The sequence below is a fragment of the Streptomyces sp. NPDC026417 genome (assembly GCF_055567695.1).
The window spans coordinates 20865-43112 of record NZ_JBVHPY010000021.1 but is presented as its reverse complement, the minus strand read 5'-3'; the positions used below and the strand labels follow the sequence as shown (position 1 = coordinate 43112).

The 22248-nt window shown below is 69.0% G+C and carries 16 protein-coding genes and 3 pseudogenes; 8 read left to right on the top strand and 11 right to left on the bottom strand.

The window, feature by feature from the left end:
- Window positions 1-297: 297 nt before the first annotated feature.
- Both ACZ4NT_RS29035 and ACZ4NT_RS29030 read right to left on the bottom strand, forming a co-directional pair.
- The gene (locus ACZ4NT_RS29035; protein WP_121407721.1) at window positions 298-861 is read right to left on the bottom strand and encodes a cysteine hydrolase family protein; all 564 of its coding nucleotides are present in this window, start codon (window positions 859-861) and stop codon (window positions 298-300) included.
- Window positions 862-1527: 666 nt separating this feature from the next.
- Window positions 1528-1755, bottom strand: coding sequence for a hypothetical protein (locus ACZ4NT_RS29030; RefSeq protein ID WP_467728264.1), 228 nt, complete (start codon window positions 1753-1755; stop codon window positions 1528-1530).
- A 510-nt stretch (window positions 1756-2265) separates the two neighbouring features.
- Here ACZ4NT_RS29030 and ACZ4NT_RS29025 point away from each other — a divergent pair.
- Window positions 2266-2484: a hypothetical protein gene (locus tag ACZ4NT_RS29025; RefSeq protein ID WP_147464410.1), complete on the top strand. Its 219-nt coding sequence runs from the start codon at window positions 2266-2268 to the stop codon at window positions 2482-2484.
- Between the two features lie 909 nt (window positions 2485-3393).
- Here ACZ4NT_RS29025 and ACZ4NT_RS29020 read toward each other — a convergent pair.
- Window positions 3394-4026, bottom strand: coding sequence for a hypothetical protein (locus tag ACZ4NT_RS29020; RefSeq protein WP_467728263.1), 633 nt, complete (start codon window positions 4024-4026; stop codon window positions 3394-3396).
- 444 nt (window positions 4027-4470) lie between these two features.
- Between ACZ4NT_RS29020 and ACZ4NT_RS29015 the strand changes: the two genes are divergently transcribed.
- The 3 genes from ACZ4NT_RS29015 (at window position 4471) to ACZ4NT_RS29005 (ending at window position 7305) form a co-directional block, all read left to right on the top strand.
- A complete protein-coding gene (locus tag ACZ4NT_RS29015; RefSeq protein WP_467728348.1) occupies window positions 4471-6231 on the top strand; it encodes a S8 family peptidase in 1761 nt (586 codons plus the stop codon).
- Window positions 6232-6321: 90 nt separating this feature from the next.
- Window positions 6322-6795 carry a YxiG-like protein gene (locus tag ACZ4NT_RS29010; protein WP_467728262.1) on the top strand — a complete coding sequence of 158 codons (474 nt, stop codon included), beginning with the start codon at window positions 6322-6324 and terminating at the stop codon, window positions 6793-6795.
- A gap of 267 nt (window positions 6796-7062) precedes the next feature.
- The gene (locus ACZ4NT_RS29005; protein WP_467728261.1) at window positions 7063-7305 is read left to right on the top strand and encodes a hypothetical protein; all 243 of its coding nucleotides are present in this window, start codon (window positions 7063-7065) and stop codon (window positions 7303-7305) included.
- A gap of 33 nt (window positions 7306-7338) precedes the next feature.
- Here the strand turns inward: ACZ4NT_RS29005 and ACZ4NT_RS29000 are convergent, their stop codons facing one another.
- Window positions 7339-7845 carry a hypothetical protein gene (locus ACZ4NT_RS29000; RefSeq protein WP_467728260.1) on the bottom strand — a complete coding sequence of 169 codons (507 nt, stop codon included), beginning with the start codon at window positions 7843-7845 and terminating at the stop codon, window positions 7339-7341.
- Between the two features lie 566 nt (window positions 7846-8411).
- Here ACZ4NT_RS29000 and ACZ4NT_RS28995 point away from each other — a divergent pair.
- A complete protein-coding gene (locus ACZ4NT_RS28995) occupies window positions 8412-11231 on the top strand; it encodes a sigma-70 family RNA polymerase sigma factor (RefSeq protein WP_467728259.1) in 2820 nt (939 codons plus the stop codon).
- A 237-nt stretch (window positions 11232-11468) separates the two neighbouring features.
- On the opposite strand, the pseudogene ACZ4NT_RS28990 reads toward ACZ4NT_RS28995, so the two are convergent.
- Window positions 11469-11887 (bottom strand): annotated as a pseudogene (locus ACZ4NT_RS28990) (DNA polymerase III subunit alpha); the annotation flags it as partial.
- A 436-nt stretch (window positions 11888-12323) separates the two neighbouring features.
- On the opposite strand from ACZ4NT_RS28990, the gene ACZ4NT_RS28985 reads away from it, so the two are divergent.
- Window positions 12324-12527, top strand: a complete 204-nt coding sequence (locus ACZ4NT_RS28985; protein WP_081220973.1) for a cold-shock protein — start codon at window positions 12324-12326, stop codon at window positions 12525-12527.
- 253 nt (window positions 12528-12780) lie between these two features.
- Here ACZ4NT_RS28985 and ACZ4NT_RS28980 read toward each other — a convergent pair whose 3' ends face one another.
- The 5 genes and pseudogenes from ACZ4NT_RS28980 to ACZ4NT_RS28960 form a co-directional block, all read right to left on the bottom strand.
- Window positions 12781-13779, bottom strand: a complete 999-nt coding sequence (locus ACZ4NT_RS28980) for a YdcF family protein (protein ID WP_467728258.1) — start codon at window positions 13777-13779, stop codon at window positions 12781-12783.
- A 348-nt stretch (window positions 13780-14127) separates the two neighbouring features.
- Entirely contained in the window at window positions 14128-14862 is a 735-nt protein-coding gene (locus ACZ4NT_RS28975; protein WP_467728257.1) for a D-Ala-D-Ala carboxypeptidase family metallohydrolase, read from the bottom strand.
- 977 nt (window positions 14863-15839) lie between these two features.
- The gene (locus ACZ4NT_RS28970; RefSeq protein ID WP_467728256.1) at window positions 15840-17387 is read right to left on the bottom strand and encodes an RICIN domain-containing protein; all 1548 of its coding nucleotides are present in this window, start codon (window positions 17385-17387) and stop codon (window positions 15840-15842) included.
- Between the two features lie 53 nt (window positions 17388-17440).
- Window positions 17441-18002, bottom strand: a pseudogene (locus ACZ4NT_RS28965) (transposase); the annotation flags it as partial.
- A gap of 141 nt (window positions 18003-18143) precedes the next feature.
- On the bottom strand, window positions 18144-20213 hold the full coding sequence (locus ACZ4NT_RS28960; protein ID WP_467728255.1) for a SpoIIE family protein phosphatase: 2070 nt from the start codon (window positions 20211-20213) through the stop codon (window positions 18144-18146).
- A gap of 220 nt (window positions 20214-20433) precedes the next feature.
- On the opposite strand from ACZ4NT_RS28960, the pseudogene ACZ4NT_RS28955 reads away from it, so the two are divergent.
- Both ACZ4NT_RS28955 and ACZ4NT_RS28950 read left to right on the top strand, forming a co-directional pair.
- Window positions 20434-21150 (top strand): annotated as a pseudogene (locus ACZ4NT_RS28955) (transposase).
- 61 nt (window positions 21151-21211) lie between these two features.
- Complete coding sequence (locus ACZ4NT_RS28950) at window positions 21212-21640, top strand: DUF6086 family protein (protein ID WP_467728254.1); 429 nt, start codon at window positions 21212-21214, stop codon at window positions 21638-21640.
- A gap of 353 nt (window positions 21641-21993) precedes the next feature.
- On the opposite strand, the gene ACZ4NT_RS28945 is transcribed toward ACZ4NT_RS28950, so the two are convergent.
- Complete coding sequence (locus ACZ4NT_RS28945) at window positions 21994-22161, bottom strand: hypothetical protein (protein WP_467728253.1); 168 nt, start codon at window positions 22159-22161, stop codon at window positions 21994-21996.
- Window positions 22162-22248: the final 87 nt, after the last annotated feature.

Below are 22248 nucleotides of genomic sequence, written 5' to 3'. Positions count from 1 at the left end.
CCTTTGATAGGGCGGGGACAACCGCTTCGGACCGATGCAGTCGATCCCGAAGGGCGCGCACTCCCGCATCCGCGACAGTGCCTCTTCGCGAGCTACTGCGGCCGCTGCTCTGGGAGCGACGTGTCCTGGAAGGCCAACGACCGCACCAGTTCGCTGTGGGTCTGGAGCTCGTGAGGACTCCGTAGGCCGAGCACGTCCTTGCCGTCCGCCGTCGAAGTCCCGTCCGTGGGGAGCCCGTGCCGGCCAGGCCGCCGGAACCGCACCGCTAGTCGGTGCGGTTCCGGCGGCCGGGACGGCTCAGCCCGCGTCCGCCGTCCACGTCACCTCTGCTGTGTCAACGGTCCCTGCGCGGCGTCCGGGTGCGGTCTGGAACTGCCAGTAGAGGTTGGTGTGCGCGATGACCTGGCCCGGAGGCGGCGCGCCGTAACGGCTGAGGTCTTCCGTCGTGTGGGCGTCGCCGACCAGCGTCACGTCGTACCCGCGGACGAAGGCCCCGTGGAGGGTGGAGCGGATGCACGCGTCGCTCTGGGCACCCGTCACGACGAGCCGGCCCACCCCGTGCTCGGCGAGCAGCGACTCCAGCGTGGTGTCCTCGAACGAGTCGCCGTAGGTCTTGTGGACAAGAGGCTCCGTGTCCCTACGAACCAGCTCCGGTACGTACTGCCAGGGTTCGCTGTCCCGTTCCAGACCCTCGCCGGAATGCTGCACCCAGATCACGGGCACATCCTCGGCACGGGCTTTGCCCACCAGGGCGCTGATGTTCGCGATCACGCCGTCACGGTTGTGGGCCTCCGCCACCACCCCGTTCTGGACGTCGATGACGAGCAGCGCGGTTTTCGGCCGATCGGGCAGGGTTGTCAAGGTGAACTCCTGTCGTCTTCGCGGGTCTTGTGCTGCCTCCACAGTAGGCGGGGCCACTGACAGTGGCACGCGCGCTCGAGTTGGCAGGCTCTCCCGGCACGGCGCACGATCCAGGACCCGAGACCCAGCCCCCGTCGTGAGGCTGTGGAACGCCGCCACAGGGGTCCGGGTGGGCATGCTTGCAGCGAGTCAACTGTGGGTACGTGGCAGGGCCGGCGGTCAGGAGGGCCACACGGTGAACGAATGGGTTTTTGTTCTTGCGGTGATCGCGATCGTCCCCTTGGCGGTTTTCGCGATGTGGGCACAGTCGGAAAGCGCGCGTGATTTCTGGCGCCGACGTCGGGGACACCAGTAGAAGACGTTTGGCGGCGCACGGCTCATGGCCAGAGCCTCGTCCGGACGAGGCTGCCGGTGACCAGGCCGCCGTCTGCCACACACCACAGCGCTCGCACCCGGGTGAGATGGCCGCAGCCGGGGGCGTCGGTAGACGAAGGCGGAGTCATTCTTGGGTGATCGACCGAGAGATGTCAGCCCTCGTGGTTGCCTCTTCCCGCCCCTGAGGTCACCGTGCAGACCGGCGACCGTCGCGCACACGAGCGGCATCACCACACGCCGGGGACGCAGCGTCCACTCCCCGGGGCATCAGGGGGCGACCGGGATGGCCGGTCAGCCGGCCGGATCCACGTGGGCGTCGTTCTTCTTCATGCACGCGTCCTCGAAGGCAAGCACAGTGATGACGCCGTCCTCCCTCAGGAGCCGGTACTCGGCAATCACGGTCCAGCCGCGCTGCGTGAGGACGGTCCGGGCTTCGTAGATCCGGCCGTCGTCCCCACCTCTGCGCTCCGAGCGTTTCCCAGCCTGCGGCCAGTCACGCTCACGCAGCTCGGCCACCATGGCCGTGAAGCGGGCGACGTCGGCGGGGCGGTGCTGGAACCGATGCCTTTGTAAGCGACGCCGCATGCTCGCGGCGAGCCCGCCCGAGCGTTCCGGCGCGCATCGGCGTAGTCGGGTTCGTTCGCCGGCACGCCCGCGTCCGCGGCCGAATCGTCGAGGTCCGTGCGCACGGCTTCATTCGTGAGCGGCCGGGTGCCACTGGGCCGTGGCGACGGGGAAACCGCAGTGACGGCGTCGCCACCACCGCAGCCCCCGGCTCCGAGCGCGATCACCGCTGTCACCACGGCAGCCCACGTCGTTCTGCGCACAGACTTCCCCTCCCAGGCCATGGGAGTCGTGCGCCCCAGCGATCAAGGCAGGAGTGTGCCACGCCGTACCGACAGGCCGGCACGCCAGGCCTCCGCGGGCGAAGGACTCCAAGAGAGTGAGAACTCCTCCGCGAGCGACAGCCCCAGAGGGAGTGAGGTGGTGGCTGCGTTACGAGGTCAAGAGTTTGGGAACCCCTGACCCATGACCGCTTCCGATGAAGAAGAGAAGGCCGGGACGCCCCACGCGCGCCACTCCCAGCCCAGCACACGTCCGGGTTCCGACCAGGCGCAGACGATCACCAGCCCGACGCCGCCCGTCGCACAGACCACCGGCCCCTCGAAGCCGAGCGAAGTGGTCGACGATGAGAACGCCCCGGAGCCACCGCACCCTGACGAGGAGCAGAAGACGTCTAACGGCTGAAAGCGACGAGTACGGCCGCGCGGTCTCGGCGCCAGGACGCACCTTCGCTGCCGCGAACTGCAGGCGCGACATTTCCCGCGCTCCCTGGGGCGAGTCCTGCCGCGGCCGTACCGAAGTGGACCCGTCTGTTGCCACAGCTCACGTTGAACGAGTCCTGTCGCCGGCCTCCAAGCTGCTGTACTCCTGCGACCGAAGACAGCAGCACCTGGTCGCGCTGGCGCCTGGCCCCGCGTGCCGGGGGAGCCCGGCCGGCCGTGGCTGGAGGAGGCCTGCACACGATCGAGGCGACCGTGACGCATTATGGCGGCAACAGTCAGGTCATCCCAAGTTGGCTGCGTTCCTTCGTTGCCGTCTTGGAGTCCGTGGTCAGGTGGTTGACCCGATCTCGACCATGCTGATCACACAGGGGGCTCAGTCGGCCCGGCCTTCGACGAGGGCTCGTTCGTCACGCGAAACCAGCGGGCCGCCCCCGGCACTGGCCCGCCGTTGCCCGCCCGCGGATGGGCTGGTGATGGTGGCCGCCTCGCGGACGCGTGCGTCCGGCTGCGGGGCCCGTACATCCGGACCTGGACGAGCGAGTTCTTGAACCCGGTCCTGTACGCCGTGCCGTACCTGTAGCCGTACTGCTCCGCTACGTGAGCCAGGGCCGCCGCCTTCAGCGTGGAAGCCCTGAGGGGCGATCTCCACGATGTCCTGCTGACGGGCGATCTGCCGCAGCATCCCAGCTGTATGACGTTCTACGGACATCCTGTTCCCGCCCCCTGAGGGGCCTGCGCTTGGGCCCGACCGGCGTAGAGCTTAGTACTCCAGCAGGGCTTTGCTGACGCCTGAAGGCCGTCATCAGCCCTCTCACCACATGGGGAGCACGTTCCCGCCGAAACGGGCGGTCAAGAGGCACGCACTTGGCGGTCATACGGTGGTCTGGTGGGTGCGGGTGGCCCAGGCCGGGCGGGGGGCGTCGTGGCGGGGGCGGTGCGCGATGCCCCAGGCGGCGAGGTCGCGTCCGGACCACAGGAAGCTGGAGTTCGGCCGGTGCTGGGCAGCGCTGACGGCATCCAAACGCCGCCATCCCGTGCCGGCGTTCAGGTGCGCCTCCCAGCCACTCGACAGGGAACCGTCGCGGCGTCGGTAGCGGTTGACCATGCCGTGCACGGTGCCCTGATGCTCGACCAGCCAGCGGGCGGCCTCGACATCATTGGCGCGCTGGGTCAAGCGCCAGCCGGGACCGAGCCGCGCTGTGAGGTCGAGCGTGGTGACGCGGGGGAGGGCCAGGGCCGTGGTGTGGCGGTGCTCGGCGGTTGCCTGGCGAGCGGCGAGGTCTGCAGTGCAGGCCGGACATTGCAGGCGGTCGCCCAGCAGTGGGTCACTCGCGCCCCGTTGCGCATCGCCCTCCTTGACTTGCCAGCCGTCGGCGGCCAGCTGCCTGCGCAGCTCGGCCGGCAGCAGCGTGCCGGCCGCGGTCCGCTCCCGGCCCTGGTCGTCGGTGACGGCTGCCGTGCACGTACCGCACTGCGGCACGTACACCGTCCGGAATGAAACCACTTCGCCCCCTGCTGGTACTGATCGGCCGTCAGGCCCCATTTTTCGTACCTACAGTTGTACCTTCTCCGCCCCTGCGCATGAGCGGTGGCCCCCGCCCGGGAGAAGAGAGGCAGACCCACCAGCAGTTGCCCGAGCGAAACCCGTTCCGCCGACGGCGACGCCCTCCATCCGCTGCAGGTCCAGATGTGACCGGAACGGCGTCAGTGAGTAAATGCAACGAGCTCCCGGTGGACCCCGGCTCTCCGATGCCCGGAGTACGTCTTTTTTCAGCCATTCCCCTAGAACGCCTCTGCACGGAAAGGTACTTCCGTACGGGAGCACGCGCCTGACATCTTGCATCCACCACTCGTTTCGTACGGCCTCGCCGGTGCCCTCAGTAGGGCCGGGCCGTCTCCGGAGGACGCATTGATACCCCACATATCCAGTCGGCCTAGACGCACGCTGATCCTGGCAGCCACGCTCGGCGCCGCCCTCGCGTTCGGCGCCCCGAGCGCCCTTGCGGGCACGCTCCCCGTCGGCCCCTCCACCGCGCCGACCGCCAGCGCCCACGCTCCGGCCGCCGTACCGGCTTCCCAGAGTGCGACCTGGGTGGCCGGCACGCGTGCCTACCTCGTGATCACCGCCCCCGGTGACAGTTCGGCGGTCCGTTCCGCGATCGCGGCCAATGGCGGCACCGTCTTCTCGAACTTCGATGCCATCGGTGTGATCGTCGCCCACTCGGCGTCCAGCGGATTCGCCGCCACCATGCGTGGCGTCGCCGGTGTGCAGCAGGTCGGCGCCACGCGCACCTCGGACGTCCCGGCCGCCGCCTACAACCCGGCGATCCCGGCCAGTCCGGCCCAGGCCTCGACCCCGGCCGGCGAACCGGTCCGGGCCGACATGAGCCAGATCAAGGCCGACCAGGCCTGGGCCGTGAACCCGGGCTCTGCGTCCGTCACGGTCGGCGTCCTGGACACCGGTGTGGATGACCAGCACCAGGACCTGGCGCCCAACTTCAACGCGGCCGACTCGGTCTCCTGCGCCTACGGCAAGCCCGACACTCGTGTCGGCGCCTGGCGTGACGTCGACACGCACGGCACCCACGTAGCGGGCACCATCGCCGCGGCCAAGAACGGCAAGGGCGTCGTCGGCGTGGCCCCCGGCGTGAAGATCTCCGCGGTCCGGGTCGCTGAGCCGGGCAACTCCTTCTTCTTCGCCGAGAACACCATCTGCGGCTTCGTCTGGGCCGGTGACCACGGCTTCAAGGTCACCAACAACAGCTACTACACGGACCCGTGGCAGTTCAACTGCCCGGACAACATCGACCAGGCCGCCATCATCGAGGGCGTCAAGCGCGCCCAGGAGTACGCCGAGGGCAAGGGCTCCCTCCAGATCGCCGCCGCGGGCAACGAGAACTACGACCTCGCCCACAAGACGACCGACTCCGCGAGCCCGAACGACTCGACGCCGGTCACCCGCACCATCACCAACGCCTGCCTCGACATCCCGACCGAGCTGCCGGGCGTGGTCACGGTCGCGGCCAACGGCACGGGTGTCACCAAGGCCTCGTTCTCCAACTACGGGCAGGGCGTCATCGACATCGCGGCGCCGGGCAGCAGCGTGTACTCCACCGTCCCCGGCGGCAGTTACGGCAGCAAGAGCGGCACCTCGATGGCCACCCCGCATGTGGTCGGCGTGGCGGCACTCATCGCCAGCGCCAACCCGGGCATCACCCCGGCGCAGATCCGCGCCAAGCTGGCCGCCCAGGCCAACGACATCGCCTGCCCCTCGGACAGCCGCTGCACGGGCACGACGGCCAACAATTCGTTCTTCGGCGAAGGACAAGTCGACGCCCTCAAGGCCGTCGGGACCACCCCGCCGCCCGGTAAGTACTTCGAGAGCCTCGCGGACTTCACCATCAGCGACAACGCGACCGTGGAGAGCCCCATCGCCGTAACCGGCGTGACCGGCAACGCCCCAGCCACCCTCAAGGTGGGTGTGGACATCAAGCACACCTACATCGGTGACCTGAAGGTCGACCTGGTGGCGCCGGACGGCACTGTCTACACGCTGCACAACCACGCCGGCGGCAGCGCCGACAACATCGCCCAGACATACACCGTGAACGCCTCCTCTGAGGTCGCGAACGGCACCTGGAAGCTGCGCGTCAACGACAACGCCGCCTCCGACACAGGCAAGATCGACGCCTGGAACCTGACCTTCTAGGACTCCTCCGGGCGATTTCTGAGGGCAGAGGCGCCCAGCACGCTTGAATCTCGTTGTCGAAGGTCTTGCCCAGTGAGGTAAAAGGGCGGCATGGATATCGCCGTACTTGAGCGGATGCTGGACGAGACCTTCGATCACGCCGTTGTGCACCACGGATACACCGATTACATGCGCGATTACGAGGTCATCGTCTACGCGACGGCTGACGCGCGAACCGGCATCGCGCCCAACCATCTGCGGTACCTCTTCCGTTACTGCGTTGAGGCCCGGTGTGAGACCTCAGTGCCGGCGGACACCTGGCGGGTCTCTTTGGACGAGCGGCTCATCGACCACGAAACCGGTGTCGACCTCGACGGATACGTCTGGGGTGTGAAGTGGCACGCCCTGTACCCGGGAGCCAGACTCCTTCCTGAGTCGGAGGCGGCCCGCCGTTGGTCGAAGGCCCTCGGGATCGATTTTCACGAGGTGCGCATGGAGACCAGCGCGCACAACGTGACCTTGCTCTTCTCGGACCTTCAGGTGAGCGAGGTCCCGGTCGGATACGCACCTTTCGTCACCGAGTAGGGATTCGTGTGATCGTTGTCGGCTGTGAGGCCATCGAGCTTCTTGCGTAGCCGTCCGCGCCGGGCCGGCCTGGAGCAACGGTCCCGTTCGTGAGTCCTGCGACCGGGGGGGTCGGCCGCAGTTCCCGGGGGTGAGCGGCAGTGAGGCTGCCCGCCTGGGCGAGGGCTCATGAGGGGGAGGGCGGCGGGGCTTGAGGACCGCTACGCGGCGGTGCAGCAACGGCTGGCCGAGGGCAGTCCCTGACGGCGATCGGTCGGGAACTCCGGCTTGACCGCTCCACCGTCCCCCGATTCGCCCCGGGCCACCAGCATCGACGAGCTGCTGGTCAAGGCGGTCAATCGGCAGTCCATCCTCGACGCGTACAAGTTCTACCTGCACCAACGGTGGAACGAGGGCTGTCACGGCATCCCCCGGATCATGACCGGTCCGGACCGCCTGACCGCCGGCGATGCCTTGGGGCTCAAGGAGATCCGGGCCGCCTGCCCCGCCGCGGGGTCAGCGCCAGCCTAACCACAAGATCCTCGACGGAGCGGGGTTACGTGATCATCGGCGGGGTGTGCCGGTGGGAGGTGTGGGGTGGGTTGTGAGACGACGGGCTTCGGCGATGACCTCTGCAGTGACCTGGGCCACGACGGTTTTGTCCTCATGATCGAGGATGCCGTATTCGTCGTCGAGCTCTGCGAGTCGCTTGGTCAGGGGCAGTTCGTGTCCGTAGCGGTGATGAATCCGGAAAGTGAACTCCCAAGGGGCGAGCTCGCCGGCGAGCATGCGGCGTGCGAGGGCTCGGGCGGCGGCTTCCTGGCCGGCCTTGCTGCCGTGTGGAAAGAGGGTGAGGCCGAGTTCGGCGAGTGCCGGCGGAAGCAAGTCGTGGATGTCGTAGTCCGCCTCGGCGCGTGTGCGGGCGGCGAGAATCCGTAGGCCGGGGGTGTCGAGTCCGGCGACGAGCGCATCACAGGCGGAAGTGACGACCTCGCTCGCGCGGATTTCCCCCATGCTCCAGAGGACGGCATGGTCCTGTAGAGCGAGTGCTGCTGCTTCGGTCGGCGTCACTCGCCCATGATTCCCTTCATGGTGTGTCCCGGTCGAGCAAGTTCTTCACGAAGGCGCTGCTCGGCGGCCTGTTTCAGCAGAGGTCGTGCAGAGAAGCGCGCAGCGCATGGTGTTCTTCCAGACCGCCACGGCGGCAACAGCAGCCGTTGGAATGCCGCAAGCATGACAACCAGCACCAGGTTGAGGACGGTCACACAAAAGCAGGAGCAGGCTGCGCCGAAACAGCAGAGTCCACCCCTCGCGCATGTGCCGGAGCACCGCCCGAGGCGACGCGCCTCGCGACGGCGCCGACCTGGCGGGGGAGGAACAGAAGGCCGCGCCCCCGCCGGACGAGCGGCCGCCCCTTGTGACTGCAACAGATCGGATGAGGACGGCTGCTGGTCCCAGCGTCGTCGTCCTGCTCGAGCCGACGTCGGCGGCTGAGCTGAGGGGCCGTTATGCGCCGAGGAGGAAGGCGGGTGGGGCGCGGGACGGGAAAGTGTTATTCCCTAGCCGTCCTCTCGTCTCCTGTTGCGATAACCGCTCACCAGAGCAGCCATGTCTGCTCTTGTACGAGGATGTATCGCATGGGACATGACAGGTCCGACAGGACCGATGCGTTTCCGGACCTCCGCACGGTAGAGGCAGCCCGAGACGGTGACACCGGGGCCATCGAACGGCTCACCGCAGGCGCCCTGCCGCTGGTCTACAACGTGGTCGGGCGGGCGGCGGAGGCCGACCTCGACGTCGACGACATCGTGCAGGACACCATGGTCGCGGTGATCCGCGCGCTGCCGGACCTGCGGGACGCGGCGAAGTTCCGCTCGTGGCTGGTGGCCATCGCGATCCGCCAGCTCACCGACGCCCGGCGCCGCGCGCGGTCCGGCCGGCTGGCAACACTGGAGCACGCCGACGAACGGCACTCGCCGGAACCCGACTTCGCGACCTTCTTCCTGCTGCGGCAATCGCTCTCCGCGGAGCAGCGGCAGGTCGCCGCGGCCACTGCGTGGCTGGACCCGTCGTACCGTGATCTGCTGTCGCTGTGGTGGCTGGAGGCGTGCGGACGCCTGTCCCGAAAGGACATCGCAGCGGCTCTGAAGCTTCCGGCGACCCATCTGGCGGTCCAGGTGCAGCGGATGAAGACCCAGCTGGACGTGGCGCGGACGGTCGTGCGAGCGCTGTCTCGTATTCCGCGCTGCGCTGAGCTGACCGAGCTCGTCGGCCCCGGCGACCCGGTGCCCAGCCCTCTGTTGCGCAAGCGGATCGCCCGGCACCTGCGCTCGTGCGAGGCGTGTGGTCATCCCACCGGCCGGCTGGTTCCGCCCGAGCGACTGCTCGCGGGCCTGCCGCTGCTCGTACCGGGCCGAGTGGGAGATGTTGCAGCCGAAGTGACGAGGTGGACCGGTCCGGCTGTGCAGCCGGGGCTCGGCGAGGCGGGGAGTCCGGCGGACGCCGTCGGCGGGTCGTACGGCGGCGCGGACGCCCCGGTCGATGCCGGTGTCACCGGCGCTGCTGGCCAGTCCCACCAGGCCGCAGCCGTCCGGCACACCACATACCGGCCCGCGCGCCGCCGGCAAGGTTCTCGCGCGACCGACCGCCCACGCGGTGACCACGGAATGGTCGGCGGGCTCTCCGCCAAGGCGACGGGTGCGACTGTCGCCGCCGGGATGGCCGCGCTCGTCGTCACGGGCCTCGTCCTGGTCCCGACGGGGGCGGAGCACTCCGCCGGCGCGCGGAGTACCGCCTCCCAGGTGGGTCCGTCAAGGGCGGCGACACCCGCCCCCACCTCCCAACGGAGCGCCGACCCGCGCGGCCCCGCCCCGTCCCGCGTGGTCACGGTCGCCTCACGCACGTCCCGGTCCGCCAAGCCCCCTGTCCCCACCTACTTCGTGAGTTCCAGCGGCAGCGATTCCAACCCCGGCACGTCGGCCGGATCGCCGTTGCGCACGCCGCAGAGGGCCGCGGACTTGGCCGGCCCCGGCGACGTCGTCGCCGTCATGAACGGCACGTACACCGAGCCCCGCAAGGGCTCCAACGTGCTGACCATCAAGCGCTCGGGGCGTCCGGGAGCCCCCATCACCTTCATGGCGTATCCCGGCCACCGGCCAGTCCTGAACCCCAAGACGGCCTGGAACGGCATCAGCGTCTACGGCGCGTCCCACATCGTCATCAAGAACCTGGAAGTCAAAGGCAACAACGCCGCCCTGTCCCTGGCCGACGCCGAACGCTCCTCCAGCAAGACCGACCCCACGTACAACACCAACTGCATAACAGTGGAGAAGAACCGGGAGGCCGGCACCTTCCCCCACCACGTCAACATCACAGGAAACCTGGTACACGGCTGCGCGGGCGGCGGAATCTCCGCGATCGAGGCCGACCACGTCACCATCAGCCGCAACCACGTCCACTCCAACGCCTGGTTCACCGTCTACGGCACCAGCGGCATCTCCATCCTCACCCCCCGCGACATCGGCGGCAGCGCACCCCGGACATACAAGATCCGTATCACCGGCAACCGCGTCCACGACAACGAGACCAAGGTCAAGTGGGAAGGCTGCCGCTGCTACTCCGACGGCAACGGCATCATCGTCGACACCACGAAGGGCGACCCGAAGCGTGCGAGGCCCGCCTATAGCGGGCGCGTACTGGTCGCCAACAACGTCAGCTACGACAACGGCGGTTCAGGTATCCACGCCTACAAGAGCCAGCACGTCGACATCGTCCACAACACGGCCTACCTCAATGGCCGAAGCACCCGTATGAAAAAGCCATATGCCAACATCTTCGCCAACGACAGCACCGACGTACGGCTCCTCAACAACATCGCCTACGGCCGCCCCGGCCAGGCAACCAACAGCAAGTCCCGCAATGTGAACGTCACGTACGACTACAACCTCTACTTCGGTGGCAAGGCACCCGAGACCAAGGGCCCGCACGACATCATCGCCGACCCGAAGTTCACCGACCCCGGCAAAGGCCTGGCCGCGGACTTCCGGCTCACCAAGAGCTCACCCGCCATCGGTTCTGCCACCCCGTTCCCGGCTGTGATCACCGACTTCACCGGGGAGTCCCGCAAGGGGGGCGCACCTGACCGGGGCGCGTACAGCCTCGGAGCCGCTCCCGGTGGCGGCGACACGGCAGCGCAGGAAAGCCCGAACGCGGCTGCCGGCGAATCATCCGATGACACGGACGCAGGGTCCTCTGCCGGCGCGGGTGCGACCAGCGGCAAGGGCGCCGCGACATCCGGCGCGACTGGTGGCGACAGCTCCGACCTCGCGGCCCACGGCGGGAGCGAACCGCTGGCACAGACCGGCGGCTCCGACCCGGTGGTACCGCTGGGTATAGCTGCCGGCGTCCTGATTGTCGGGGCTGGCCTGCTCGTGCTCGCCCGACGCAGGCGTTCTTGACATGGCCGGGTCGTCCCCGGGCTGCCGGGGACGACCCGGATTCGTGGAGAGGGAATGAGGGCGCCGGTCGGGCCGGGGACGGCGCTGTCGGGTTCGATCATCTGCACCCCCGGGGTGATGTTCTCCAGCAGGCGGCGCAGCTGCTCGGGCAATTCGACGTCGGAGCCTGGCGGTAGCTCGAAGCGCAGGTGAAGGATGCTGCGGCTGCTGCCGGCGTTCATCCGGCACTTCCTTGACTCGGTGGCCGAGCTGCCGCAGGTCGGCGGAGCGGCTGCCGGCGGGCTGGAGGTCGGCGTAGGGGTGGAGTTTCGCTCCGGCCGTGCCGTCTGTGAGGGTCCGTTGCGGCACCGGGGTGGTGGGCCGGGCGGGTGTCGTTGCGGGGGAGGGGCGGCCGAGGAGGTCGAGGGCGGCCTGCGGGCCATGGTCGCGGCGGGCGGAGGCTGCTCGCACGCCGGCAACCAGTACGCGCTGGCCGGGATCCAGGCCCTTCAGGTGGGCGGCGTCGATCGCGCCGAGCTCGCGCAGGAGCCGGTGGTGGTGGTCCAGCAGATGGTGCGTGACGTCGCGATCGACAACGTGCCCAGCTCCGCGCTCAGCTTGTCGCGCCTGCTCATCTCCGGCAGGCCGCTGGACTGCGCGGTCACCAGCTCCCCTCCACGACGCTCTCGCGCAGGCCGCCAACACCGGTGGCCAGGCGCCTCGTCGAGGACCGAATCCACGGCATGTGGTAGTGGAGGGTGCCCGGGGAGACGCAGAGGAACTCGGTGATCGAGGCGATGGCACGGTCGGGGTCGGCAGCGCGTTCCGGGCGGCAGCCAGGCCCTGGTTGGACGATGAGTTCGCGGTGAACTCCGTGAGGGCGGCGAACACATGGAGGACCAGCCGGCGGCCGGGGGTCGTGGCGTCCGGGTTCTCGTGGAGCGAGGTGAAGCCGATCCCTCGGTCGCGGGCGACCATCAGGATGTGATGTGGCGCACGGTTGATCTACGGGGCGGCTGGGGTAGAACAGGTGTCGGGTGCACTCCGGTGACGGAGGAGCATCTGCCACAGATCAGCCGGGGGAGCCCCGGCGCTATTTCGAAGGACAGCAGTATGGCCAGCGGCACCGTGAAGTGGTTCAACTCCGAAAAGGGCTTCGGCTTCATCGAGCAGGAGGGCGGCGGCCCGGACGTCTTCGCCCACTACTCCAACATCTCCGGCAACGGCTACCGCGAGCTGGTCGAGGGCGAGCACGTCACGTTCGACGTCACCCAGGGCCAGAAGGGCCCCCAGGCCGAGAACATCGTCCGCGGCTGACCCGAACGGTCAGCGCATGGATGTCCGAAGCTTCTAGAGCTCCGGGCTGAGTCCCACTGCATGAAGAGGGGCCCGGCGACGTCGGGCCCCTCCGCCATTCCGCCCACAGGCCTCCACGCCTGGAAGGCTCCGCAGTCCGTCGACGGTGAACGACATCCGCGAAGCATTTCTCGGCCTCGCCATCTGCCTGATCATGAGCCGCCCACGTCCTGCGCTTTTGTGCGGACCTCTTGCGAGGTGTGCGGCCGGTGCTTCAGTGCTGGAAGACAGCCGTCGCCACGGGCACGGCGAGCAGCAGACTGAGTCCGATCAGGGGGAGGCGGTCCAGCCAGAGGACGGCGGCGAATTCGCGCAGTGTCGCGGCCAGCCAGTAGGCGGGCGAGGTCGGCGCACCCACGACATGCAGGGGTACGCCGACGCGGCGGGCCAGCAGGGTCGTGCGGTAGACATGGAAGCCGCTGGTGACCACCGTGGCACGGTGGCCGGGAGTGGTGCCGTCCACGAGGGCCGCGCTGAAGCGGAGGTTCTGCCCGGTGTTGACGGAGCGGTCTTCCCGCGCGATCCGGTCGGCGGGCACTCCGCGTCCGCGTAGATAGTCGGCCATCGCGTCCGCCTCGGAGCGGACCTCGTCATCGCCTTGGCCGCCTGAGACGACGAACACCACACGAGGCGTGTCCGGTGCGCGGGCGGTGTCGATCGCGAGGGCGCGCTCCAGCCTGCGCGTCAGCAGCGGGCCGGGCCGGTCGCCGTCGAGCCCGGCGCCCAGGATGACGACATGGGTGGTTCCCGGCAGGGGGGTGCTGCGGCCCCGGAGGAACACGTAGCCGGCGAAGACGAGGAAGAGCAGAGTGAGGTATCCCGCGGCCGCGTTGACCGCGACCACGAGGGCGCCGAACGCCTCGCCGCCGACCGGGTGGAAGACCGCGTCGAGGCCGAGCACCGCCAGCACCGCGCAGCCGGCGCCCCCCGTTGCCAGGAGGGCCGCCTGCGGTCCGTAGCGCCGGACCAGGAGGACGCCGTCGGCCAGCAGCAGCAGGCCCAGCGCGAGCGCCAGGAGCAGGGCGGCGACGGCGAGGACGGTGGCGATGGCCGGGTGCGCTGCCGCACTGCGAGCGGCCACGCCGAGTCCGGCAGAGGTCACCGCCAGGCAGAACAGGACGGCGGTGGAGAACCGGTGCGGTGCCAGCAGGGCGTTGACGACGCCACCCGCAGCGAACACGACCGCGGCGAGGTACTCCGGGTACTCCGGCATGTGCCGCACCGCTCCGCTCTCCCGCCCGCGGGCCGCTGCCCGTGCCCGCCCGTTCCCGCGCCGCGCCCTGGGACCCGGGCCCGTGCACTACGGGGACCCGCTACGGACGCCGCCGGCCATCCTCCCAGACCCGCTGGAGTGCGCCGAACCCGGGCGGGCGGTGGTGCGTTCGACGGGACGGGCGAGCGTGCCGGTGGTGGTGCTGTCCGGCCGGACGTGGGCAGCGCGGTTGGTGAGCGCAGGTGATCAGCAGGGCACCGCGGGCGGTTGTGTGGCCGCCGGCGGCGCGCGGTCGTCCCGAGAAGCCTCGTTCACGGGCGCGGCGTCCGCCGGCACCGGCGACGGGGCTCAGATGCCGCAGGTGGGGGCGGACCAGTACGGGGAAGGGTCGAGTGCGACATGGGTGTGGTCGTTGTGATCGGGGTAGCCCGGACCGAGGATCTCCGAGAAGCCGTGCGTGCGGGCCTGCTGGGCGAGGCGGCAGAGGGTGGGGGAGCCGGTCAGATCGGCGGCGTCGCCGTACAGGTGGCGGCTGGTGGACGAGCCACCGACGGCGCTGTTGCAGGCGTAGGAGCGGAAGCCGCTGGAGATGTTGAGCGGGACGTCCCCGAGCGCGTGACGCATCGCCTCCAGTTTCCACATGGTCTTCAGCGCGTTCGCCTTGGCGGTGGCGGCTGGGACGGCACCGCCCGACCAGTCGGAGTTGCAGCGGTTGAGTTCGGCGTAAGCGAAGTGGATCGGCGTGCAGTCCGCGTCCTGCAGCGCGTAGAGCTTGCTGAAGGTCGCCGGCCCCGCGACCCCGTCGGCGGCGAGACCGTACGCGGACTGGAACGTGCGCACGGCGGCGGCCGTGCGGGCGCCGTACTGGCCGTCGTAGGAGAGGCGCTCCCCGGAGGTCACCCAGCCCGCGACCCGGATCTGCAACTGGGTGACGTCGCTGCCGGAGGCGCCCTGGGAAAGGGTGCGGCTCCAGGTGTAGCACTCGTCGGCGTGTGCGGTGCCCGCGGTGGCGCCCACACCGACCACCGTCCCTGACGCGCACATGACAATCACGGCGAGGAGGCGTGCGAACCGTCTGAACATCTAGACCTCCGGGTCGTCGGTGCGACCGCCGCTCTCGTGACGGCCGTCGACCCCAGCCTGAGCCCAAGTGCTACGCGCGTCAACGGTGCGGCTTCTGTCAGGCGGCGCGCTTCGCGTGGCGGACCAGCCGCAACAGCAGGGCGTCCAGGTCCGCGGCGGCCGAGGGGACCTGCTGACCAGAGGGAAAGGCTGCCCGCGATCCGGTCGGCAGTGCGGGACTGCGACGACAACTGCCTCTTTGGGTATACGGAGATGTGCATCGGATGATCGGCTCGGAGACCGTCTGCGCGCTCGAGTGGCAAGGGAGGAATCTCCCTGCACCCTCACCGCGGTCGGCGTGGCGGCCGACGGTCTCAAGGAGGCGAGGCACTGGCGTGGGCGGCGGTGGGCGGACTGGTCCTGCCGAAGTCCTGAGAGGAGCTGCATTCGCAGGCGCGTTCCTATCTGGCGCGCGCCTGCCAACCCTTTTCCACCCAAGCGCTCTGGCACGTTCGGGACGACCGTGCGCGGGTGCCGGAGGAACACTCACGCCGCGACTGCTTCGCGCAGCCCAAGGACGAATGGCCGCAGGCGAGTCCGCTGCCGGGGCGAGATGCAGTCCGGTGCGTCAGACCAGTCCTAGTACCGGCCGGGTGTCCGACGTGCCCAGCAGTTCACCCATAGGCGCCGACGTCCAGGCCAGGCCGGTTCGCGGCTGGTCAGCGCGGCAGGGGGCTTGGAACCGCGGCTCCGGGTTCTGGCTCGGGTTCTGTGCCGGGTGACGCTCCGTCATTGCTCGGCGTCGAACTTTCCATGTGGTCCAGGCCAGGACTGACGGGCCGCCGGCGCAGAGTGGACCCGGCAGGGCGGAGTCGACAGGCCCGACGTATCAGGACGTACGCGCAAGGCCTGTCTCGACCTCGCCGTCTCGTGATCACCCACTGCGCTGCCCACCACGGCGCCGGTGGGATGGAGGTGAACGAAGCGGGTCGCAACTGTCACGTTTCGCCTGCCCGCCAGCGTTGACTCGGACCGTCGCGAAAGGGCACCAGCGACATACCGTCGTCGCCGTCCGGGGTGACGGCGGTCTCGTGGGCCACGGCCGGCCGGATGGCGCCGTCCCCGTCGACGGTGAACCGCAGGTTGTCCCCGTGCTCGCCGTGGAGCGAGGAGCACGGCCAGATGCCCACGCCCCGGTCGGTCGAACCGCGGCTGTCCAGGCACAGCTCCCCGTCGGCTGCCGATCGAAGGGATGTGCTGTCGACATCGACGCGCCAGCGCTGAGTGAGAGAACCCGTGCAGGGCGCCGTCGTGACGTCCGTGCCCTTCGCCAGTTCACCGTTCCGGATGTCCAGACACAGGCCAGAGGCAATGTTCACCACCTGCGCGTAGGTGCTACCCGGCGGCCTGAACGTGACGGTTGGGGACGGTTTCGGGACCGCCGACCTCGACGGCGCCGGACTGTGGCTGGGGCGGGCGGAGGTTGCCGCGGGCGACGTCGGGGACGTGGGTGTCGCGGTGACGGACACCGTGACCGCGGGCGGAACCGACGGCGGATCCGGTGCTGCGCCCTTGTCCGTGGAAGGTGCGCCACCCGAGAACAGCAGCAGAAGCAGGACGGGCACCACAGCCACACCGAGCACAGCCGCCGAGCGCAGCACGAAGCGACGGGAGGGCCAGGAGACCGTCGATTCCCCCGGGCCGTATGGGACTTCGAGCGCGAGGGTCTCCGGGCTTGCCACATCATGGGCGACGTACCGGGTGCCCGCCCACGGCAGCAACCCCTCGGCCAGTGCGGACCGCGGACCGTCGCGCAGGGCGGTCACTTCCGTGTAGGCCGCCGAGCAGTGGGCGCAACGCGCCATGTGGGTGTTCAGGTCGCTGCTGGAGCGAGGGTTGTCCGGGCGTACCGACTCCTCAATCAGGCGGCGGAAGTCTCCGCAGCGCGGGTCGTCCGATTCGGCCAGCCGGTGCTTCAGGCAAGCCCGGCTCAGGGACTGAAGCGCCTGGTCCGTGCCGTACGTGACTTCCTCGCTGGTCAGGCCGAGCAGGACAGCTGTGCGTTCCGTGGGCTCGCGCTCCACGACCGCGTACCAGATGAGGCCCTGGGCGCGGGTCGGAAGAGTGTGGAAGGCGGGCAGCAGGGACGGCACGGGGGAGCCGTGGCCGGTGGTGCTCAGAACGAGGAGCAGACCGGGGTCGAGGCCTGCCGCCCGCTGGTCCCGCACCCACGAGGTGGCCACCTGGCCGGCCAGCAGCAGGAGTTGATGCCGCCAGGGGACCTTCGGGTCGATGCCGTGTGCCGTCTCGCGAGCCGCGAGGGTGAAGGCTTGAGCGGCAAGCTGGGCAGCTGGCGACTCGCTCGTGGTGCACAGCCGGGCGTAGGCAAGGACCGAGGCCCCGTGGCGTCCACGGAGCGCTTTGAGGGCCGTGTACGCGGTAGGGGGGTCGCCGCGCAGCAGCTCCGTCAGTTGAGCATCGGGCGTGTCGTCGATCAGCCCGCCGCCCTCCGTCGGCATGGCACTGTCGCCCGGGTCGTGCTGCATCAGGTTTATCCGCCTTCCCCGCGCCCAGTACGTGCCGCTGTCTCCTGACGTACCAGCCAGTTTGTGGCGCCATTGTGGCGGGATCGGCCTTGTGAGGAAAGGGTGTCGGACAATGAATTGATACGGACGCCTTGGCGCTCGCAGATGCGAATGATCCGGTGAGTGCGGGCGGCGGTCAGGTCGTGAGCCCGGCCCGGCAGCCCGGGCGAGAGCCACAGCAGCCGGCCTTGGATCGGCGACCACCTGCCCGTTCACACCGTGCCGGCGGTGCTTGTGGGAGTAGTCCGCGCTTGAGTCGCCGACCCGATCGCACTCGGCGGGGGTGCCGTCCGGCAGGACGAAGTCGGGGTCGGCCTCGCGCAGGACCTTCAGCAGACCCGGTGCTCGTTCGGCGAGCAGGTGGATGACCGCGCTGGTGTAGGCGGGGGTGGACTCACTGATCCTGAACCCGGCAGCGATCTTCGCCAGGGAGACGTGCTCGCGCAGGTGCACCAGCGCCACCATCGCGCGCTGGACGGGTGGAGCTTGCAGCGCCGGTCCCTCTCAGGGCGACGATGAGCATCGTGACCCACTCCACGAGGGCATGGGCAGGTCGAGCGCGGCAGAATATGCAATTTGCCGCTCGGTGATGCCCCGAACAGAGCAGGCCCGGCGCTGCGGTGCTCCTTGGTGCGCTTCGCCGGCAAATACCAGATCTAAGCCTTCGCCGACGCCTCGACGGGGGCACAGGCGACGCCCCAGCCCACGTGGTCCTGCCTACGGTCCTCTCGGTGGGCCGACCTTGGCGAGCACGAGCACGGTGTCGTCCGTGGGGGCGGCCGACCGCAGCTGCGCGAGGATGCCGTCCGCCGTCTCCTCCAACGTGCCCGTGGCGCTGGTAAGTTCGGTGCAAAGCGCCCCGATGCCCTCGTCGATGTCCTTGCCGCGTGCCTCGACGAGGCCGTCGGTGTAGAGGGCCAGGGTGTCGCCCTCCCGGAGTTCGATCTCGAGTGTGTCGAAGCGGAAGCCGCCGACACCGAGAGGAACGCCCAACACGTCGTCGATGACCCTCACCGTGCCGTTCGGCTCGCGCACGAGAGGCGGGGGGTGGCCGGCGTTCGCGATGCGGGCTCGGCCCGTCCCGGGGTCGTAGTGGATGTAGAGGCAGGTGGCCAACTCGATGCCCGCCTCCTGGGTGCAGGCGTCGAGCTCCTTGAGGAGGGCGTCGGGTTCCAGGTTCTGGCGGGCCAGGGCCTTGGTGGTGATCCGGAGCCTGCCCATCGCCGCAGCCGCCGGCACGCCGTGTCCCATGACGTCGCCGACCACGAGAGCGATCCGGCCGCCCGGCAGGTCGATCACGTCGTACCAGTCACCCCCCACTTCCGTGAGGTGGCTGCCGGGGAGGTAGCGGTGGGCGATGCGCAGAGAGGGGCTGGTGGCCAGGGCGGTGGGCAGCAGCGCACGCTGGAAGGTGAGCGCGATCTCCTGGACCTGGCTGTAGAGGCGGGCGTTGTCCAGGCACAGGGCGGCGCGCGAGGCGAGTTCGCCGGCCAAACTGAGGTCCTGCTCGGTGAAGGGCGGGCGGGCGGCGGAGCGGCCGAACATGGTGATTCCCTGGACCGTGCCCCGGGCGATGAGGGGCGCGATGAGGAGGTTGGTCAGGCCGCTGTCGATCAGCAACTGGCTGCGGGTCTGATGGATCACGGTCCGTGTCGTGAACTCTTCGTCCACGGGAACGCATATGGGCAGGCCCGTCGACACGATCTCGTGGATCGTGGAGCCCGGCGGGTACGTCACGTGCTCTACGCCGCCGACGAGTTCGGGAGCGGGGGGCGGCAGATTCGTCCCGGATGCGATCCTGCGCGTGACCAGGGGCTTGTCCGGGTCGAACACCTCGGGCTCGTCCATCCACTCCACGATCTCCACGACGGAGGCGTCGGCGAATTCGGGAACAGCCGCTTCGACCAGCTCACGGGCGGTGACGTCCACGTCCAGCGTGGTGCCGATGCGGGCCGTGGCCCGGTCCAGCATGGCCAGCCGCTGCCGTCCGGCCGCCGCCTCCACGATGGCCTGCTCACGGTCGGTGACGTCCACGAGGAGTCCGCCCAGTCCAGCTCGCGTATCGCCGGCCTGGCTCAAGGGGAAGAAGCTCACCGAACGCACCTGGTCCCGGTCCGGACGCCCCGGCGTGCGAAGAACGGCCAGCGCGCTCACGACGGGCCGTCCCTCGTCGGCGACCGCGCGCAGCATGCGCTGATACGCGCCCCCGTCGGAGGTGATCATGAAGTCTTCCATGCGGCGCCCGATGTGGTCCTCGATCGGGATCCCGTCCATGTCGGCGAGAGCCTGGTTGAGGTGTACGTAACGGAGGTCTTGGTCGAGCATGACGAGGCCGATCGGGCACGTCTCGAAGAGTGCGTCGAGGAAGGCGAGGTTGGATTTCACACGATCGAGTTCGTCGCCCCTGCTGGCCAGGCCGACGATGACGGAGCGGCCTGTGTGGTCCGTGACGGGGAAGACCCGGAATCCGCAGTCGAAGATCGTGCCGTCCTGCTGAAGGGCGGGCATCCTTACCCGCCAGTAGCCGAGGCTGCGGCCGCGTTCCGCGAGTACCTGTGCCGCGCTGGTCCCGTCCACAGGGGCGGCGGGGAAGAGGTTTGCGGCGGGCCTGTTCAGGACGTCCGTGGCCTTGTATCCGAAAAGCCGCCGCGCTCCGGGTCCCCAGTAGCAGATCCGGTCCTCGTCATCCATCCCCAGCACGGCGACGGCCACGTGCTCCAGCAGCGTTCCCGGCTCCGACCAGAGAGGTGCCGGGCCCTGCTGTTCCCCCGGTGGATTCGGTGACACCCGGCGCCCTTTCCCGCGCATCGATGACAGCCGAGGGCGCCACTAGCGGCGGCCAGGGCTCTTACGTCCATTTTGCTCGCTGAAGTGTTACCCGGCCATGCGGCCGACCGGCCGGGTCGGATGCCCTCTTTAGACGGTCTAATGGAAGCTGTTGATCATGTGACCTTCTGCCTGGGTGGTCGGTGGTCCGAGCGTGGGAACACGTCAGTCACGGCCCTGGATCGTGTCGGATGAACTGTGGTCGCCTATCGAGCCGTTGCTGCCCGAGCCGGCGCCGACGCTGGTCGAGGACAGACCTCGGGTCCCGGACAGGCAGGCCTTGTGCGGGATCCAGTTCGTGCTGCACACCGGCATCCGAAGGGAGCACCTGCCGCAGGAGCTGGGCTTCGGCTCGGGCATGAAGTGCCGGCGCCGCCTGGCCGCGGGACGCGGACTTGTCGCGCTGCGCGATCGGCTCTGTCAGCGTGGGGCGGCAGGGGGCTACCTGACCGGACCGAATCCCACCGGCCGAGGCAAGTTGGGATCGAAGATCCACCTGATCACCGACCGGAACGGCCTTCCGTCATCGAGGGGTATCTCGGGCGCCAATCTCCGCGACTGCCAGGACCTGGAACCACGGATCCGTGGCCTTCCGCCCATCCGGTCACGGGGAGGACCGCGTCGCCGCGAGCCGACCAAGTGCCACGGCGACACGGCTACACGAGCTACGACTACGATCACCCGCGACGAGCAGTGCGAGCGCGGCATCACACCCCACACCGCAGGCAAAAGGCGTGGAATCCCCGCACCGACTGGGCCGGTACCGCCGGCTTGTCGAACGCACCCTGTCCTGGCTAACGGCTTGCACCGCTGCTACCAGCGCAAGCATGAGCACTTCCTCGCTTCCGCGAGCATCTCTGCCACGCTCGTATGCCATCGCCGCCTCGCGCCTTCGTAAACCCGATGCAGCTACCGTCGGCTGACTAGGCTGTGCCTGTGACCAGGAGAGAGATAGCCCGGTGAGCCAGTACTACGAGATGGCCGAGCAGACCCTGTGGAACCCGTCCAACGGCGCCTCTCGGCTGTTCCTGCGCCAAGTGGCCCTCTACGAAGCCGAACTGGGTCTGGTCTCCGGCATCGGGCCGATGGCAGCCGACGAGTGCCAGATCAACCCCGCCGACTTCAAAGCATTCGTCGATGCCCTGCTGGCGTGGCACCGCGAGATCAACCACGCCGTCGTGATCGCCCTGTCCGAAGCATTCGTCGCCATGGTGCTGGTGCTCGCGGAGAGGGCTGGCATCGCGGTGGACTGGAACTCGACCGGATTCGGCGCGGATGACGGACTGAGGGACATCCAACTTCCGAACCATCCACCTCCTGATCATGAGGCGTGGTCGGCCAACCTGCGCGCGACGTCACACAGCCTGGACCGATTCATGACTCGCTGAGCCGTGTCTGCCACGCCCGTGGAGCAGCCATCGGAAACGACGTCTGAACCGCACGCCGGACGGCACCATGGCCTTTCAGCGCAGCTCACGTGCGCTTGGAGGAGACGACGGCGACTGTTCGGAAGCAGGCTTTCCTCCGGCAGCGGAGTCCGGTATTCGGGATGTACCGGTAGGAGCAACAGTTCGACCTGGACGTCGAGGAACCAGGGTGGATCGCGATTGCTTCCCTGCGACACAAGCCTGGCCTCTCCTTGACACGGCTGAGCTTGCCAGGATTCAGGGCAGGGAAGAACTGGAGTGGTGGGTGGTCTGTCAGGTGCAGTCGGGGTGGGCTGTCGTTCAGGCTCTGCGGATCATGCGTCGTCCGGGGCTCGGTCGATGGAGATCTTGTTGATGTTGCCGACGTGGCAGGCGTCGCATACCACCCACACCAGACGGCCGATGTCGTTCCCGTCCCGGTCGCCCTCCCGTAGGTTCCGGATCCTGGCCGGCTGCAGGGGCGGCCAGTACAGAAACCGCACCGTTGCGCTGCCGAGTGCTCAACAAGATCCAGCGCCATCGCAACGGCGAGAAGGCGCTTGCAATCCTTTCCGGTGCCGACGGCCGTT